This window comes from Cupriavidus pinatubonensis (assembly GCF_019602855.1).
In the GTDB taxonomy this organism is placed as follows: domain Bacteria; phylum Pseudomonadota; class Gammaproteobacteria; order Burkholderiales; family Burkholderiaceae; genus Cupriavidus; species Cupriavidus pinatubonensis.
The window spans coordinates 1,531,263-1,547,199 of the sequence record NZ_CP080767.1; the positions used below are offsets into that span (position 1 = coordinate 1,531,263).

The 15,937-nt window shown below is 65.4% G+C and carries 13 protein-coding genes; 4 read left to right on the forward strand and 9 right to left on the reverse strand.

Features of this window, described 5'->3' with window-relative positions; genetic code table 11:
* Position 1 precedes the first annotated feature (1 nt).
* Positions 2–658, reverse strand: a complete 657-nt coding sequence (locus K2O51_RS19655) for an arylesterase (protein WP_041679572.1) — start codon at positions 656–658, stop codon at positions 2–4.
* Here K2O51_RS19655 and K2O51_RS19660 point away from each other — a divergent pair.
* Entirely contained in the window at positions 657–1,355 is a 699-nt protein-coding gene (locus tag K2O51_RS19660; protein WP_220631523.1) for an ABC transporter ATP-binding protein, read from the forward strand. The two genes, K2O51_RS19655 and K2O51_RS19660, sit on opposite strands and share 2 nt — an antisense overlap.
* Here the strand turns inward: K2O51_RS19660 and pgi are convergent.
* The 3 genes from pgi to K2O51_RS19675 all read right to left on the reverse strand — a co-directional run bounded on the left by pgi (position 1,352) and on the right by K2O51_RS19675 (position 6,195).
* Positions 1,352–2,989 carry a glucose-6-phosphate isomerase gene (pgi, locus tag K2O51_RS19665; RefSeq protein ID WP_011297555.1) on the reverse strand — a complete coding sequence of 546 codons (1,638 nt, stop codon included), beginning with the start codon at positions 2,987–2,989 and terminating at the stop codon, positions 1,352–1,354. The genes K2O51_RS19660 and pgi overlap by 4 nt on opposite strands.
* Positions 2,990–3,209: 220 nt before the next feature.
* Complete coding sequence (locus tag K2O51_RS19670; RefSeq protein WP_220631524.1) at positions 3,210–4,790, reverse strand: NAD(P)H-hydrate dehydratase; 1,581 nt, start codon at positions 4,788–4,790, stop codon at positions 3,210–3,212.
* A gap of 49 nt (positions 4,791–4,839) precedes the next feature.
* Positions 4,840–6,195 (reverse strand): amidase, encoded by a 1,356-nt coding sequence (locus tag K2O51_RS19675; RefSeq protein WP_220631525.1) that lies wholly within the window; start codon positions 6,193–6,195, stop codon positions 4,840–4,842.
* Positions 6,196–6,377: 182 nt separating this feature from the next.
* On the opposite strand from K2O51_RS19675, the gene K2O51_RS19680 reads away from it, so the two are divergent.
* Together K2O51_RS19680 and purL are read left to right on the forward strand one after the other, a co-directional pair.
* Positions 6,378–6,983, forward strand: coding sequence for a winged helix DNA-binding protein (locus tag K2O51_RS19680; protein ID WP_220631526.1), 606 nt, complete (start codon positions 6,378–6,380; stop codon positions 6,981–6,983).
* Between the two features lie 201 nt (positions 6,984–7,184).
* Complete coding sequence (gene purL / locus K2O51_RS19685; protein WP_220631527.1) at positions 7,185–11,231, forward strand: phosphoribosylformylglycinamidine synthase; 4,047 nt, start codon at positions 7,185–7,187, stop codon at positions 11,229–11,231.
* Positions 11,232–11,671: 440 nt separating this feature from the next.
* Here the strand turns inward: purL and K2O51_RS19690 are convergent, their stop codons facing one another.
* The 5 genes from K2O51_RS19690 to K2O51_RS19710 all read right to left on the reverse strand — a co-directional run bounded on the left by K2O51_RS19690 (position 11,672) and on the right by K2O51_RS19710 (position 15,556).
* The gene (locus tag K2O51_RS19690) at positions 11,672–12,466 is read right to left on the reverse strand and encodes a peptidylprolyl isomerase (protein WP_011297561.1); all 795 of its coding nucleotides are present in this window, start codon (positions 12,464–12,466) and stop codon (positions 11,672–11,674) included.
* A gap of 4 nt (positions 12,467–12,470) precedes the next feature.
* Positions 12,471–12,785 (reverse strand): BolA family protein, encoded by a 315-nt coding sequence (locus K2O51_RS19695; RefSeq protein ID WP_011297562.1) that lies wholly within the window; start codon positions 12,783–12,785, stop codon positions 12,471–12,473.
* Positions 12,786–12,850: 65 nt separating this feature from the next.
* Positions 12,851–13,390, reverse strand: coding sequence for a septation protein A (locus K2O51_RS19700; RefSeq protein ID WP_011297563.1), 540 nt, complete (start codon positions 13,388–13,390; stop codon positions 12,851–12,853).
* A gap of 77 nt (positions 13,391–13,467) precedes the next feature.
* Positions 13,468–13,878 carry a peptide-methionine (R)-S-oxide reductase MsrB gene (msrB, locus tag K2O51_RS19705; RefSeq protein WP_011297564.1) on the reverse strand — a complete coding sequence of 137 codons (411 nt, stop codon included), beginning with the start codon at positions 13,876–13,878 and terminating at the stop codon, positions 13,468–13,470.
* 115 nt (positions 13,879–13,993) lie between these two features.
* The gene (locus tag K2O51_RS19710; protein ID WP_011297565.1) at positions 13,994–15,556 is read right to left on the reverse strand and encodes a protein adenylyltransferase SelO; all 1,563 of its coding nucleotides are present in this window, start codon (positions 15,554–15,556) and stop codon (positions 13,994–13,996) included.
* A gap of 74 nt (positions 15,557–15,630) precedes the next feature.
* Between K2O51_RS19710 and K2O51_RS19715 the strand changes: the two genes are divergently transcribed.
* Positions 15,631–15,858, forward strand: a complete 228-nt coding sequence (locus K2O51_RS19715) for a hypothetical protein (RefSeq protein WP_140949157.1) — start codon at positions 15,631–15,633, stop codon at positions 15,856–15,858.
* The last annotated feature ends 79 nt before the right edge of the window (positions 15,859–15,937 follow it).

Sequence of the window (15,937 nt, forward strand, 5' to 3'; positions counted from 1 at the left end):
GTCAGCCTTTGCCGCCGGCCCTGAGCAAGGGCTTGAGGTGAGGCCACACAGTGTCCAGCAGGGCTGGCTGTGCGTCGGCCGTTGGATGGATTCGATCGGGCTGGAACCAGTCCTGGCGTGTGATGACCTTGTCGAGGAAGAACGGTACCAGCGGCGCCTTGAATTCCTGTGCCAGTCGCGGATAGAGCGCGAAGAACTTTTCGGTGTAGTCCTGGCCATAGTTAGGCGGGATACGCATGCCAATCAGCAGCACGCGCGCGCCGGCTTTCTGGGCACCGCCAACGATGGTACGCAAATTCGATTCGGTCACCTGGAGCGAGAGGCCGCGCAAGGCGTCATTGGCTCCCAGTTCCACGATCACCACGGCCGGCCGATGCCGAGCCAGCAAGTCAGGCAATCGCGTCTTGCCGCCGATCGTGGTCTCTCCGCTGATGCTCGCGTTGACGACGCTATAATCGAGACGCTCTTTCTGCAAGCGCTGCTGCAGCAGGCTGACCCAGCCAGAGCCGCGTGCAATGCCGTACTCGGCCGACAGGCTGTCGCCAAGTACCAGTACGGCAGGTGCCGCCTGCGCGGTGGCCCCTGCCGCCGTCACCATGAAGGCCATGCATGCGGCCAGTGCCGCCTTGTGCCAACTGCTTCGGATCCAACTGTTCATGTCCTCTTCCATCCTCGACGTCGAGTCATTGGGAAAGACCGTTGCCGATACGACCGGTTCGCTGACGATTCTGCACGACGTCACGTTTTCCGTCACGGCCGGCGAAACGCTCGCGATCGTGGGCGCATCGGGTTCGGGGAAATCCACGTTGCTCGGCTTGCTGGCAGGGTTAGACTTGCCGACGAACGGCGCGGTGCGCCTCATGGGTCAGGACCTTTTCGCGCTTGACGAGGATCAGCGTGCGGCGCTGCGGGGCAGGCACGTTGGTTTCGTGTTCCAGTCGTTCCAGCTCGTGGGGCACCTGACGGCGCTGGAGAATGTCATGCTGCCGCTCGAACTGCGCGGCGAAACCGAACGGGTCAGGGAGCGCGCAGTCGATATGCTGGAGCGCGTTGGCCTGGGCGCCCGGCTCAACCACTATCCGCGTACGCTTTCGGGCGGTGAACAGCAGCGTGTGGCGCTTGCCCGCGCCTTCGTTACGCGTCCGGATATCTTGTTTGCCGATGAGCCCACGGGCAGCCTCGATACTTCGACTGGCGAGGCCGTGATCGCCTTGATGTTCGAGCTTAACCGCGACGCCGGCTCGACGCTGGTACTGGTCACGCACGACCGCTCAGTGGCGGCGCGTTGCAGCCGCATCCTGACCATCGAAGCCGGCCGCGTGGCCAGCGACGAGTGGATGGCCACCGAGGTCTAGCCGTTCCTTGCCAGCACGCCGCGTGCGCGTGCGATCAGGGCCGCCGTAGAGGCGTCGTGCGAGCCCGCCTGGGCACCGTTCAGCTCCGACTCGATCGGACGTGCGAGGATCTTGCCCAGTTCCACGCCCCATTGGTCGAATGAGTTGATGTTCCAGACCACGCCCTGCACGAACGTCCTGTGCTCGTAGAGCGCGATCAGCGCGCCCAGCACGTGCGGGGTCAGGTCTTCCATCAGTAGCGTATTGCTGGGGCGGTTGCCCTCGAAGACCATATGCGCAATGCGCAGCTCGTCGGTCATGCCGGCGGCGCGCAATTCCTCCGCGGATCGGCCGCGCATCAGCGCTTCGGCCTGTGCAAAGCAATTGGCGAGCAGCTTGGCATGATGGCCCGGCAACTCGCGCGGCGGCACCAGCGGGGCCACGAAATCGACCGGTACGATCTGCGATCCCTGGTGGATCATCTGGAAGTACGCATGCTGACCGTTGGTGCCCGCGGTACCCCACACGACCGGCGAAGTATGCGTGCGCACGCGGCGTCCGTTGAGCTGCACCGTCTTGCCGTTGCTCTCCATTTCCAGTTGCTGCAGGAACGCGGGGAACAGCTCCAGCGACGTGGAGTAGGGCGCCATGCAACTGGTGGGCAGGTTGAAGAAGTTGCGGTACCAAATGCCGAGCATGCCAAGCACCACCGGCATGTTGCGTTCGAGCGGGGCTGTACGGAAGTGCTCGTCCATGGCGCGCCCGCCCGCAAGCAGGTCCGCGAAGGCATTGAAGCCGACCGCCAGCGCGGTCGACAGGCCGACCGAGGACCACAGCGAAAAGCGGCCGCCGATCCAGTCCCAGAACTCGAACATATTGGCCGGGTCGATGCCGAACGCACGCACGGCGTCCACATTGGTCGACACCGCGACGAAATGCCGGGCGAGCTGATCCTCGGCAACGCCGTTGTCCAGATACCATTGCCGCGCGCTGTGCGCGTTGGCCATGGTCTCCAGCGTCGTGAAGGTCTTCGAGCAGACGATCATCAGGGTGCGTCGCGGATCCAGCCGTTCAAGCGCTTCGGCGAGTTCCGTGCCGTCGACGTTCGACACAAAGTGCATGCGCGGGCCCGAGTGGCCGTCGTCGTGCGCAAGGTGCGACAGGGCGCGGCATACCATCTTCGGACCGAGGTCGGAGCCACCAATGCCGATGTTTACGACATCGGTGATGCGCTCGCCGGTCGTGCCGGTCCACGCGCCACTGCGGACGGCTTCGGAAAAGGCACGCATGCGTACCAGCACATTCTGGATAGCCGGTACGACAGGGACACCGTCAACCTTGAAACCGGCACCGGCTGTGGCACGCAATGCGACGTGTAGCGCCGCCCGGTCTTCCGTTGCGTTGATATGCTCGCCGGCAAACATCGCATCGCGACGTGCCGGTACGCCGGCCTCATCGGCAAGTTGCAGCAACAGCTGCATGGTCTGCGGCGTGATTCGGTTCTTGGAGTAGTCCAGGTACAGGCCAGCGGCTTCCAGCGAAAACTGCCTGACACGATCCGCGCCGTTCTCGGCAAACCAATCCGCCATCTGGTGATCGCGAATGGCGTCGTGATGCTGCTGAAGGGCGTTCCAGGCGTGAAGATTCGTGGGCATGCGGGGCACTGATTCGTTTCAGGAGCTCGAGGCCCGGATATTTCCCGGGCTTTGCAAGTATAAGGCGTGTATGGTGTCGATCACGGCTTCTCGGGTGCCGTTATCGTTACGAGATGAAACGGTAGCGTACCCGTTGGCCGCGGGCCTGTCGGCTTTTGTCCGATTGTGTCGATAGTACGGCGGGATTGCGACCGTTGCTGCACCGGGACAGCCGCGTGCACTATCCCGCCTTGCCAGCGAGCAAGGCGTTGAAGACGTTACGCGCGGGGATGGCAAGTTCACTCGCGGTCAGCCCTGCCGGGCCCATACCCTGCGCGACGAGCACGTCGGCGGCCCGTCCATGAATCCACACGGCTGCTTGCGCGGCCTCCGCAGGCGGCATTCCCTGCGCCAGCAGCGCGCCGGCCATGCCGGCGAGCACATCACCGGTCCCGGCACTCGCAAGCGCCGCATTGCCAGTCGGGTTGATCGTGCTCGCGGCGATGCCGGGGGAGGCAATCACGGAACCAGAACCCTTGAGCACGACGATCGCCTGCCATCGCGCCGCCAATGCTTCGGCCGCTGCCAGCCGGTCGCACTGTACGGCCGCGACGGTGCTGCCCAGCAGGCGTGCTGCTTCGAGCGGGTGCGGCGTCATGATGCGCGGTAGCACTGAAGCGGTCAGCGTGCCGGCCAGCCCGGCCTCGGCCGCGAGCAGGTTGAGCGCATCGGCATCCAGCACCAGCGATGGCGGCGAGGGTGCACGGGCGGCGTCTTGGAGGATCTGTGCGAGCGCCTTGCATGCGGCGGGGTCCGTCCCCATGCCGGGACCGATCACCAATGCGGACATGGCGTCGAGCGCCAGTCCGGCAAGCGGATGGAGCATCAGTTCCGGATGGATAGGGTCGACCGCGGGCGTAGACGGCGCAAGAAAGCCGATATGGACCTTACCGGCGCCAAGGAATTGCGCCGCGCGCGCGCCCAACAGCGGGGCGCCGGTCATGCCTGAACTGCCGCCGATGATGGCGAGCGATCCGAATGTGCCCTTGTTGGTGGCGTGCCTGCGCGCGGGCAATGCGTGCCGGAACAAGGCTGGCCCATTCACCAGGGCTCGCGGCCCTTGCGCCGGCGGATAGTCCAGCCCAAGCGGCGCGATGTCGACGACACCGGCGCAATCGCGCCCATCTAGCGTGAGCAGGCCGGGCTTGGCGCCGAGGAACGTGAGCGTGCGGCACGCCCGCACTGCCGGTTCGCCGGCCCCTGTATCGGCGAACAGGCCGCTCGGGATATCGAGTGCAAACACCGCGGCCGGCGCCTGCGCGAGGCGCTCGATCCATGTCGCCATGCTGCCGCTCGCAGCGCGGTTCAGGCCGATGCCTAGCAGGCCGTCGACGATCGCCGCCATCCCTTCGGGCCATGCCGCAGTTGCGGGCATGGCCTGCATGGGCACGCCGGCGGCCGTGGCTTCCTGCCACGCTCGCGTGGCGTCGCCTGGCATGCGCGCAGGATCGCCTGCGAGCCAGACCTCGACCTTGCGCCCGGCCTGGTGCAGGCGCGTTGCCGCAACCATAGCGTCGCCGCCATTGTTGCCCGGCCCTGCGAGAAACAGCAGCATCCCTTCAGGCGCGTGCCCGGCCAGCCATTCGGCCGCGGCGCTACCCGCGCGCGACATCAGTTCGAACGATGGCAGCCGTGCAAAGGCTTCGTTCTCGATGCGGCGGATCGTATCGACGTCATAAAGCGGGATGGCCTCGGCCGAGTCGGCGGTCAGTGCAGTCCAGTCATCGGCCGCAAGGGAAGGGTGGGGGCGGGTCGTATTCATGCGGTTTCGGATCGCGCCGGCGCCCGCGGCGATCGGGCGCCGGGCTGGCTTATTCGTCGCGCAGGGAAGGCTGCACGATGCTTTCCAATGCAAGGGCGGTGCCGATCAATTGCGCATCGCGCATGGGGCCATGGGACAGCATCAACCCCACGGGCAGTTCGTCGGGCGCATGGCAGGGCAGCGAGATCGAGCCGCCGTCGAGGAAGTTGAAGGCCGAGGTATTGCGAAGCAGCAGCGCGTTGGTGCGGAGGAACAAATCGTCGTCTGCGCGCAGCGGTTCAATGGCGGGAGCGACCATCGGCACGGTCGGGCAGATGACCGCATCAAAGCGCGCGAGGCGGGCTTCCACGCGTGAAATCCAGTCGATGCGCGCGCGGGCCAGATCGACGTAGTCCGCTGCACCCATGGCTGCTCCGCGGTCAATGCGCATGGCAACGCGCGGGTCGTACATGTTGCGCCGCGAGGCGAGTGTGTGGCGATGGATGGAAAAGGCCTCGGCCGCGCTGAAGCCGCCTGCGGCGTTCAGGCCCGGGAGTTCGGCGAGTTCAGGCAGGTCGGTGTGCTCCAGTTGCACGCCGGCGGCCGACAATCGGCCCAGCGCGCGGTCGAACGCGCGCGCGACCACGGGGTCGAGGTCGTCCAGCAGTACCTGGCGCGGGATGGCCAGGCGAAGCGCCGCGGCGGCGGGAGCGCTTGGCACCAGCGCGTTGTCGGCAATTACACTGTCCACCAGCAGGCAGTCATTGACCGTGCGAGCCATCGCACAGGCGGTGTCCAGCGTGTAGGACAATGGAAAGGCGCCGGTCAGCGGCACGCGGCGCGTGGTCGGTTTGAACCCGGTCAGGCCGCACAGCGCTGCGGGAATTCGGATCGATCCGCCTGTGTCGCTGCCGAGCGCCGCGACCGCCAGCCCGAGTGCCACCGAAACGGCCGCGCCCGACGACGATCCTCCGGGGATGCGGGCGATACCATCGGCGCTTGCCGGGTTCACCGGCGTGCCGAAATGGGGATTGATGCCCACGCCCGAGAAGGCGAACTCGGTCATGTTGGTGCGCCCGACCAGGGCCGCACCGGCGTGGCGCAGGCGTGCGACCACGGTGGCGTCGGCCGTCGCCGGGGGAGCGTCGTGCCGTACCGCCGAGGCTGCGCGCGTGACCTCGCCGGCCACATCGAAGAGATCCTTGACCGAAACCGGCAAGCCGGCCAGAGGGTGCAGCGCTTTGCCGGCACGGCCCGCCGCATCGGCGGCGCGGGCGGTCTGGAGGGCGGTATCGAACGTGCTATGCAGGAAGACTGCCTGGGCGCGGGGCTGGGAGGCTGCATCGGCAGCGGCTTCGATCAGTTCGACGCGGCTTATGGCGCCTTCGCGCAGACGGGCATGCAGTGTGTTGAGGTCAGGAAGCATCGGTGGCGTGGAGGCGGGCAGGGTGCGCGCTGGCTCCAGGCGTGCCGCCGTCCGAGCCCTGCCTGTTCTTGTCAGTCACTCATGCTCATAATTTGCCGATAAACTGTCAAGCCAAAATTAGCGGGAGCCGCACATGGGCAAGGCCCGGCGGCCCCCGAGCAAGGTAGCAAGGAGTATTTCCCATGGCACGCAAGCCCGCCGCGCCCGGTCCGGTCCCCGAGTCGGATCTTGCCTCCGCGCCGGACACCGCCCCCCTCAGTCCCGTCACGTCGCTGTCGCGCGCCCGGGGCACCAACATTGTGTCGTCGTCGCACCTGGTGTCGGCGCGCAGCCCCGAGTTGTCCGAGTTCGAGTTCGGCCTGAACACCGCTTACAACGCCTACAGCCGCTGGGTGGTGCGCTGTATGGGCGCGGCCGGCGTGCGCGACCTCACGTTCCTCGATGTACTGGTGGTGCACCATGTCAACCATCGCGGCCGCGCCAAACGACTGGCCGATATCTGCTTCGTGCTGAACGTCGAAGACACCCACCTCGTCACGTATTCGCTCAAGAAGCTGCAGGGCCTCGGACTGGTGACTGGCGAGCGGATCGGCAAGGAGGCCACGTATTCGACCACGCCGGCCGGCGCCGAAGCCTGCGCGCGCTACCGTGAAATCCGCGAACAATGCCTGACCAGCAACTTCACCGAAGGCAGCCAGGAAAATGCCGAGATCGGCGAACTGGCTCGCCTGCTGCGCGTACTGACGGGACTTTACGAACAGGCCGCGCGCTCGGCTACGTCACTCTGACCGCCCGGAAGCGGGGTACAAACGCAAAAAGAGACGCATAAGCATTATCACAGCAAGCCGTAACACGGGATTGCCCGGATGGCGCAGTGCAAAATCCGGGTTCCGGCAAGGTACAATAGCGGTTTCCCGCCGGCCGGCCCCCATGCAGCGGTGCCGGCAAGCAGCAGCCCCTACCTCCTACGCCTCCCGACCGCTACGATCATGGCGCATTTTTCGTGCTTCCCCGGCGCTTTGGCGCTTTCCGCCTTCCGCCAGCAACGCCTGCTCACCGCCCTGCGGCAGATCGACACCGATATCGAATCGGTGCACGGCCAGTTCCTCCATTTCGTGGATTCGGACACCGCGCTGTCCACTGAAGACCAGAGCCGCATTGCCGCGCTGCTGACCTACGGCGCCCCGTTCGCCGAGCAGGCCGAGGGCGACCGCTTCGTCGTGATTCCCCGTTTCGGCACGATCTCGCCGTGGGCCAGCAAGGCGACGGATATCGCGCACAACTGCGGTCTCACGCATGTGCACCGCATCGAGCGCGGCATCGAGATCACCGTGATCTGCAAGAAGGGCCTGCTGCGCGGGCGCAAGTCGCTGGACGCCGGCACGCGCGCCGCCGTCGCCGCGCACCTGTTCGACCGCATGACCGAAGCCGTGGTCGCCACGCGCGAGGATGCCGCCGGCCTGTTCGAGGAACTGCCGGCCAAGCCGCTGCGCTTCATCGACATCTCAGCCGGCCGCGAAGCGCTGGCCGCTGCGAACGTCGAGATGGGCCTGGCATTGTCCGATGACGAAATCGACTACCTGGTCGACGCCTACGCGAAGCTTGAGCGCAATCCGACCGATGTCGAACTGATGATGTTCGCGCAGGCCAACAGTGAGCACTGCCGCCACAAGATCTTTAACGCCACGTGGACCATCGACGGCGTGCAGCAGGACAAGTCGCTGTTCGCGATGATCCGCAACACGCACCAGCTCAATCCGCAGGGCTCGATCGTGGCCTACTCGGACAATTCCGCCGTGATGGAAGGTGGTGTGGCCGAGCGCTGGTTCCCGCGCGGCGATGCGCACAAGTACGACCGCCACGAAGCGCTGACGCACACGCTGATGAAGGTGGAGACGCACAACCACCCGACCGCGATCTCGCCGTTTCCGGGCGCCTCCACCGGCGCTGGCGGTGAAATCCGCGACGAAGGCGCGACGGGCCGCGGCGCCAAGCCGAAGGCTGGCCTGACCGGTTTCACGGTGTCCAACCTGATGCTGCCCGAGGCCGTCGAGTCGTGGGAAAACGACCGCGACGCCGCGCAGCCAGTGGCGCACCGCAACCCCGACGACAAGCCCGGCGTGACCGGCAAGCCGGACCGCATCGCCTCGCCGCTGCAGATCATGATCGACGGCCCGCTCGGCGGCGCCGCGTTCAACAACGAATTCGGCCGTGCCAACCTGGGCGGCTACTTCCGTGTCTACGAGCAGAACGTCGGCGGCACCGTGCGCGGCTACCACAAGCCGATCATGATCGCGGGCGGCATTGGCAACATCGATGCCAGCCACACTCACAAGAATGACCTGCCGCCCGGCACGCTGCTGATCCAGCTGGGCGGCCCGGGCATGCGCATTGGCATGGGTGGCGGCGCCGCCAGTTCGATGGCAACCGGCACGAACACCGCTGATCTGGACTTTGACTCGGTCCAGCGCGGCAACCCGGAAATGGAGCGCCGCGCCCAGGAAGTCATCAACGCCTGCTGGCAGCTCGGCGACGAGAACCCGATCCTGTCGATTCACGATGTCGGCGCGGGTGGCATTTCCAATGCATTCCCTGAAGTGGTCGATGGCGCGGGCCGCGGCGCGTGCTTCGATCTGCGCAAGGTGCACCTCGAGGAATCCGGCCTGTCGCCGGCTGAAATCTGGTGCAACGAATCGCAGGAGCGTTACGTGCTGGCCATCGCGCCAGACAGCTTCGCGAAGTTCCAGGCCATGTGCGAGCGCGAGCGTTCGCCGTTCGCCGTGGTCGGCATCGCCACCGAAGAGAAGCAGCTGCAACTGGTCGATTCGCACGTCGACGCCGCGCTCAAGGAGCACTATGCGGTCGACATGCCGATGGAAGTGCTGCTGGGCAAGCCGCCGCGCATGCATCGCGACGTGACACGCGTCGAGCAGTCGCTGCCTGCCGTGGATGTCACTGGCATCGCACTGGAACAGGCCGTGCGCGACGTGCTGCGCCACCCGACCGTGGCCAACAAGTCGTTCCTGATCAGCATCGGCGACCGTACCGTCGGCGGCATGAACGCGCGCGACCAGATGGTCGGCCCGTGGCAGGTCCCGGTGGCCGACGTGGCCGTGACCACGCTCGACTACAAGGGCAACGCCGGCGAGGCGATGACCATGGGCGAGCGCACGCCGCTGGCCGTGATCAACGCGCCGGCCTCCGGCCGCATGGCGATTGGCGAAGCGCTGACCAACCTGGCTGCAGCGCCGGTCACGGACCTCGGCAAGGTCAAGCTGTCCGCCAACTGGATGGCTGCTTGCGGCGTGGAAGGCGAGGACGCCAAGCTGTACGACACCGTCCATGCCGTCGGCATGGAGCTGTGCCCGGCACTCGGCATCAGCATCCCGGTCGGCAAGGATTCGCTGTCGATGCGCACCAAATGGCAGGACGAAGGCGTGGCCAAGGAAGTCGTCGCGCCGGTGTCGCTGATCATCTCGGCATTCGCTGCAGTCGATGACGTGAATCGCACGCTGACGCCGCAACTGCGTACCGACGCGGGCGACACGGTGCTGATCAGCATCGACCTGAGCCGCGGCAAGAACCGCATGGGCGGAAGCATCCTGGCCCAGGTCACGCAGCAGGTTGGCGACAGCGCGCCGGATGTGGACAGTGCCGAGGACCTGAAGAACTTCTTCAACGTGATCCAGCGCCTGAACCGCGAGGGCAAGCTGCTGGCTTACCACGACCGTTCCGACGGCGGCTTCATGGCCACGCTCGCGGAAATGGCGTTTGCCGGCCACTGCGGCATCTCGCTGAACGTCGACATGCTGGCGCTGGATCCGCAGCAGGAACAGGACTTCGGCGACGCCAAGAACTGGGCCCAGCAGATTGCCGAGCGCCGCAACGACCAGACGCTGCGCGCGCTGTTCTCGGAAGAGCTTGGTGCTGTGGTGCAGGTGCGCCTGCAGGACCGCGACACGGTGTTCGCCGTGCTGCGTGAAGCCGGCCTGTCGGCCTGCAGCCACGTGGTGGGCAAGCCCAACACGACCGACCAGATCGAGATTTATCGCGATGCCAAGAAGGTGTTTGGCGCGTCGCGCACCGACCTGCAGCGCAACTGGAGCGAGGTGAGCTGGCGTATCGCGCGCCTGCGCGACAACCCGGCCTGCGCGGACAGTGAATACGATCGTCTGCTCGATGCTGCGGACCCTGGCATCAGCCCTGTGCTGACGTTCGACGTGGCCGAGGACATCGCCGCTCCGTTCATCGCGACCGGCGCGCGTCCGCGCGTAGCGATCCTGCGCGAGCAGGGCGTCAACTCGCAGATCGAGATGGCGTACAGCATGGATCGCGCGGGCTTTGACACGCACGATGTCCATATGAGCGACCTGATTGCCGGCCGTGCAAATCTCGCCGACTTCAAGGGCTTTGTCGCATGCGGGGGCTTCAGCTACGGCGACGTGCTGGGTGCGGGTGAAGGCTGGGCCAAGACCATCCTGTTCAACGCGCAGATGGCCGAGCAGTTCGCGGCGTTCTTCAATCGCCAGGACACCTTCGCTCTAGGCGTGTGCAATGGTTGCCAGATGATGAGCAACCTGGCCCCGATCATCCCGGGTGCCGGTGCATGGCCGAAGTTCACGCGCAACCAGTCGGAGCAGTACGAGGCACGCTACGTCACGGTAGAAGTGCAGCAGTCGCCGTCGATCTTCTTCGCCGGCATGGAAGGCAGCCGTATTCCTATCGTCGTGGCACACGGCGAAGGGTTTGCTGATTTCTCGCAGCAGGGGGATATCGGGCAGGCGAATGTGGCGCTGCGATTCGTGGATAACCACGGCGCGGTCACGCAGACCTATCCGATGAACCCGAACGGTTCGCCGGACGGCATCACCTCGGTGACGACGACCGATGGCCGCTTTACCGTGCTGATGCCGCACCCTGAACGCGTGTTCCGCACCGCCACCATGAGCTGGGCGCCGGATGCCTGGAAGCAGGTCGCCGACGGCGCGAGCCCGTGGATGCGCATGTTCCGCAATGCGCGGAAGTGGGTGGGGTAAGGCCGGGAGGCCATGCCGGGCAGCATCAGTTGCCCGGCGCATGATCGCCGCAAGCGGCGTGGCGTAGCCCGGATCCGGGGTGCGCCACGCCGTTTTTCTTATTCGGGCAACGGCGCCATCAAGCGCGAACTCCACGACGCATAGGCGAAGTGCAGCAGCCTGTGCCGATCACAATCCTGAAGGGGAACAATCTCGCCGCGAGATTCCTTGTAAGCCACCACCGCCCGAAGAATCTTCTCAGGCGCATAGCGGTCACGCAGGGGCAAGTATTGATGGAGCGCGCGCCACCCGGGGGCGGCGCCGTCAAGCGATGCCGAGGCTAGCGCGCAATAGCACATGCCCCGGGAAGAGAGGTGCCAGAGTTGCCAGTAGCCGGTCTGTGGCTCCACGCTGCTGCTTCCTTCTAGTCTGCAGCCCGGCGGGGGTACCGGCCTGCAACGTTACTGGATCTTGGCCTTGTCCTTGAGGGACTTCATCATGGCCTGGAACTGTTCGCGCTGCCAGTTCTGGTCGCCCATCATCATCTGCATGAGCTGCGGTTTGACCTCTTCGAAGCTCGGGATCTTCGCGTCGCGGGTGTCGACGAGCTCGATGATGTGCCAGCCGAATTGAGTCTTGACCGGCGTATCGGTCATCTGACCCTTCTTCAGGGTAGTCATAGCCGCAGAAAATTCCGGCACGTAGCTACCGCTGTTGGCCCAGTCGAGGTCACCGCCATTGGCAGCCGAACCCGGGTCCTTGGACGAGGCCTTGGCCATGTCCTCGAACTTCGCGCCGCCCTTGATCTTGGCGATGATGGCCTTGGCGTCGGCTTCCTTTTCCACCAGGATGTGGCGGACGTGGTATTCCTTTCCGTTGCCGAACTGCGACTTGATCTTGTCGTACTGCTTGCGCAGTTCGTCGTCGCTGGCGCCGTGGGTTTTGACGTAGTCTTCGAACACCGCGCCGGCGAGCACGTTCAGGCGGGCCTGTTCCAGTTGCTCCTGAATGTCGTCGCGCTGGGTCAGGCCGCGCTTGTTGGCTTCCTGCACCAGCAGTTCGCGGTCGATCAGCATGCTGCGCGCACGGTCCCGCAGTTCCGGGTTGGCGGGCTGGCCGGTGCCGGCGATCAGCTTGTCCAGCTTGGCCGAGGGAATGGCCTTGCCATTCACGACAGCGGCATTCTGGGCGGCTGCGGGCAGGCTGCCGGCAGCGAGCACAGCCGCCAGGCTGAACGAGAGGACGGTGGTCTTCATGGAATCAGGTCTGAGAGTTGCTGGAAGAACCGCGTGAAGTTTCGCGGGATTGAAATTCTTGATCGGTGAACGCGGTCACGGCCAAAGCGTGGATCTGCGTGGGGAACAGACCGCGCAGCGCATCATACACCATACGGTGCCGCGCAACGCGGGTGTGACCCGTAAAGCGCTCGCTGACGATGGTCACATCATAGTGGCCGCCGCCGGATGCCGCGCCGGCGTGGCCCGCGTGCAACGCGCTGTCGTCGCGCACGATGAGATGGCTGGGGGCGAGCGCTTCGCGCAGCATCGCCTCGATAGTGGCGGGATCAGCTGCCATTTGTATTCCTCAGGGATTCTTGGGGCGCGGCCGGAGTGCCGGCCACGTCAACGTAACGCAGGCAATCAATCCTGCGCGTTTTCCTGCATGTGGCGCGACAGCCAGACGCTTTGCACGATGATGAAGACGAGCATGAGCCCCATGCTGCCGAACAGCTTAAAGTTCACCCAGGCGTCGGTGGAGAACTGGTACGCCACATAGAGGTTCAGCAGCCCCATGACGGCGAAGAAGCTGGCCCAGGCGAGATTGAGGCGCGCCCAGACGGCGTCCGGCAGCGTGACCTGCTTTTCCATCATGGCGCGGATCAGGTTCTTGCGCCAGCCGAGCACCGAGCCCATCAGCGCTGCCGTGAACATCCAGTAGAGGACGGTCGGCTTCCACTTGATGAAGGTCTCGTTGTGCAGCACCAGCGTGGCGCCGCCGAACACGCCGATGATCAGCAGGCTGACCCACTGCATCGGTTCGACCTTGCGGTGGCGCAGCCACACCCAGCCGATCTGGACCAGCGTGGCGCCGATGGCCACGGCGGTGGCGGTATAGATGCCGGCCAGCTTGAAGGCGGCAAAGAAAAGGATGACCGGAAACAGGTCGAACAGGAATTTCATGCAGGAATGATTCTGGTTGGCGGGCCTGGCAGCGTGCCTGGCCCGCGGGCCGGCTGCACGGGCCAGGCGCATGTGCGTCAGCCGTCGCGCTCAGCCGGGTCGCGATCGTCGAATTTTAGCGCAGCCGAGTTGATGCAATAGCGCAGCCCGGTCGGCGCGGGGCCATCTTCGAATACATGGCCCAGATGGCTGCCGCATTCCTTGCAACGGACCTCGACGCGCACCATGCCGTGCGTGTGGTCGGCGTGCTCGGCAATCACTTCGCCGTTGATGGGCCGGAAGTAGCTGGGCCAGCCGCAGCCGGCGTCAAACTTGGTGGCCGATTCGAACAGCGGCGTCCCACAGCCAACGCATTTGTAGATGCCGTTGTCCCAGTGATCCCAGTAGCGGCCCGTGAACGGGCGCTCGGTCGCGGCCTCGCGTGTGACGCGGTATTCGATGTCGGAGAGTTGCTCGCGCCACTCGGCTTCGGTCTTGCTTGTGGTCATGCTCAATCCTTTCGGTAGGGGGCTGGCGTTCCTGCCGGCCTCACGCATTGGTCGCGGCCGTGGCCCGAACCTTACACCAGCGCCGGCAAGTGTGCCGGCGCGTGCAAGGCGATGATCAGGACGAACAGCTCACTTCCAGGCCGCCCGCCCAGTCAGGCGGCAGCGCGGCGTAGGCTTCGGCCTCCGGCTGTTCGTCGAACGGGCGCGACAGCACGGCCAGCAGGCGGTCCACTTCGCTGAAGTCCTTTTCGCGCGCGCGCCGGATGGCGATCTCCGCAAGGTGGTTGCGCAGCACATACTTGGGATTCACCGCCAGCATGGCGACGCGCCGAGCTGCATCATCGGACTGCTCCGCGCGCAGGCGGTTCCGGTAGCTTTCCGCCCAGGTGTCCCACGCGGCACGGTCCAGGAACAGATCGCGCACCGGCGCATCGCCCGAGCCATCTGCGGACGAGATGCGGGCGAGGTTGCGCCAAAACAAGGTGTAGTCGACGTGCTGCTCGTGCAAGAGCTGGAACAGGCTCGTCAGCAGCGGCTCGTCTTCCTTGTCGCCGCCCGCGGGCATGTGAATGCCCAGTTTTGCGCGGTAGTGGCGGAAAAACTCGCTCGCGTAGCGATCGCGGAACGGGTCCAGCGCTTCGCGCGCCTGCGCCACGGCGCCGTCACGCGCGGCCTCGTCGGCACCGGGCTCCAGCCATAGCGGCAGCAGCGCCTGGGCCAGGCAATGCAGATTCCAGAACGCGACCTGCGGCTGCTGGCTGTAGGCGTAGCGGCCCTGCGTGTCCGAGTGGTTGCAGATGTGGTTGGCGTCGAACGCGTCAAGGAAGCCGAACGGACCATAGTCGATGGTCAGCCCGAGGATCGACATATTGTCGGTATTCATCACGCCGTGGCAGAAGCCGATCGCCTGCCAGTGCGCGACCATGTCGGCGGTACGCAGCGACACCTCGCGCAGAAGCGCCTGGTACGGCTGGGCCGCTTCGCGGCAGGCCGGCATGAAATTGTTGATGACGAAGTCGGCAAGCTGGCGCAGAGCCGCCACGTCTTCATGTGCGGCGAAGTGTTCGAAGTGCCCGAAGCGGATAAAGGTGGGCGCCAGCCGTGTGACCACGGCGGCAGTCTCGATGGTCTCGCGCCGCACAGGCGCATCCGAGCCGATGATGCTCAGCGCGCGCGTGGTCGGTACGCCGAGCGCTGCCATGGCTTCCGAGCACAGGTATTCGCGGATCGACGAGCGCAGCACCGCGCGGCCGTCCGCCATGCGCGAATAGGGCGTCAGCCCGGCGCCCTTGAGCTGGATTTCCCACGGGCCGGTATCGGTCTGCGCCTGCGCCAGCCGGATCGCGCGCCCGTCGCCGAGCTGACCGGCCCAGACGCCGAACTGGTGCCCCGAATACACGGTGGCCAGCGGGTCGGCCCAGTCAGGGACGCTGTTGCCCACAAAGGCCTCAATGAAGTCCGGCTCTGACGCTGCCTCTACCGGCATGCCAAGCAGCGCCGCAGCGTTCGGTGCCACGCTGACCAGATAGGCCGATGGCAATGGCGTGGGACGCAGCCGCGTGAAGAAGCGCTCGCCCAGTTCGGCGAAGCCGGGCATGGTCGGGAAGGGCGCGCTCAGCGTTGCAACGCTATCGGCGGCGTCGCGCGGGGTGGTCTGAGAAGGATGGGTATCGGACATTGTCTGGGGGCGAGCCGCGTGGCGATGGATTCAGGGCTGGCAAGCGATGGCGCGCGTGGCAGTGCAGCGCCGGCATGCCGCAGCGCCCCGAAGTGCGCTTGCGTGCTAGGGAAAACGACATGTTGAGACGCAACATGGCACGCAGTATTGTACTTCCACATCCGGATCTGGCCCGCCAGGCTGCCTTGCCACACGCAATGTTCTTCCCATTGATTGCGTCGATGAATCCGGTGCATGAACTCTCGCAGAATTGCGGCCCCGAATACGGCAGTGCACAACGAAATCCCGTTGACGTTGTTTGAGTGCGTGGGAACAATCGCCAAAAAATAGAACGGTTGTTCGTTTTCAGACGATAAATACTAAAATTCAGGAGACTGTTTC

What these genes read in the sequence shown, in the direction of transcription:
- K2O51_RS19710 (WP_011297565.1), bottom strand. Translation starts at nt 15,556, where the DNA reads ATGTCCGATACCCATCCTTCTCAGACCACCCCGCGCGACGCCGCCGAT.
- K2O51_RS19715 (WP_140949157.1), top strand. Translation starts at nt 15,631, where the DNA reads ATGCCGCAGCGCCCCGAAGTGCGCTTGCGTGCTAGGGAAAACGACATG.
- pgi (WP_011297555.1), bottom strand. Translation starts at nt 2,989, where the DNA reads ATGCCCACGAATCTTCACGCCTGGAACGCCCTTCAGCAGCATCACGAC.
- K2O51_RS19680 (WP_220631526.1), top strand. Translation starts at nt 6,378, where the DNA reads ATGGCACGCAAGCCCGCCGCGCCCGGTCCGGTCCCCGAGTCGGATCTT.
- K2O51_RS19700 (WP_011297563.1), bottom strand. Translation starts at nt 13,390, where the DNA reads ATGAAATTCCTGTTCGACCTGTTTCCGGTCATCCTTTTCTTTGCCGCC.
- K2O51_RS19695 (WP_011297562.1), bottom strand. Translation starts at nt 12,785, where the DNA reads ATGGCAGCTGATCCCGCCACTATCGAGGCGATGCTGCGCGAAGCGCTC.
- K2O51_RS19655 (WP_041679572.1), bottom strand. Translation starts at nt 658, where the DNA reads ATGAACAGTTGGATCCGAAGCAGTTGGCACAAGGCGGCACTGGCCGCA.
- K2O51_RS19675 (WP_220631525.1), bottom strand. Translation starts at nt 6,195, where the DNA reads ATGCTTCCTGACCTCAACACACTGCATGCCCGTCTGCGCGAAGGCGCC.
- K2O51_RS19690 (WP_011297561.1), bottom strand. Translation starts at nt 12,466, where the DNA reads ATGAAGACCACCGTCCTCTCGTTCAGCCTGGCGGCTGTGCTCGCTGCC.
- K2O51_RS19660 (WP_220631523.1), top strand. Translation starts at nt 657, where the DNA reads ATGTCCTCTTCCATCCTCGACGTCGAGTCATTGGGAAAGACCGTTGCC.
- purL (WP_220631527.1), top strand. Translation starts at nt 7,185, where the DNA reads ATGGCGCATTTTTCGTGCTTCCCCGGCGCTTTGGCGCTTTCCGCCTTC.
- K2O51_RS19670 (WP_220631524.1), bottom strand. Translation starts at nt 4,790, where the DNA reads ATGAATACGACCCGCCCCCACCCTTCCCTTGCGGCCGATGACTGGACT.
- msrB (WP_011297564.1), bottom strand. Translation starts at nt 13,878, where the DNA reads ATGACCACAAGCAAGACCGAAGCCGAGTGGCGCGAGCAACTCTCCGAC.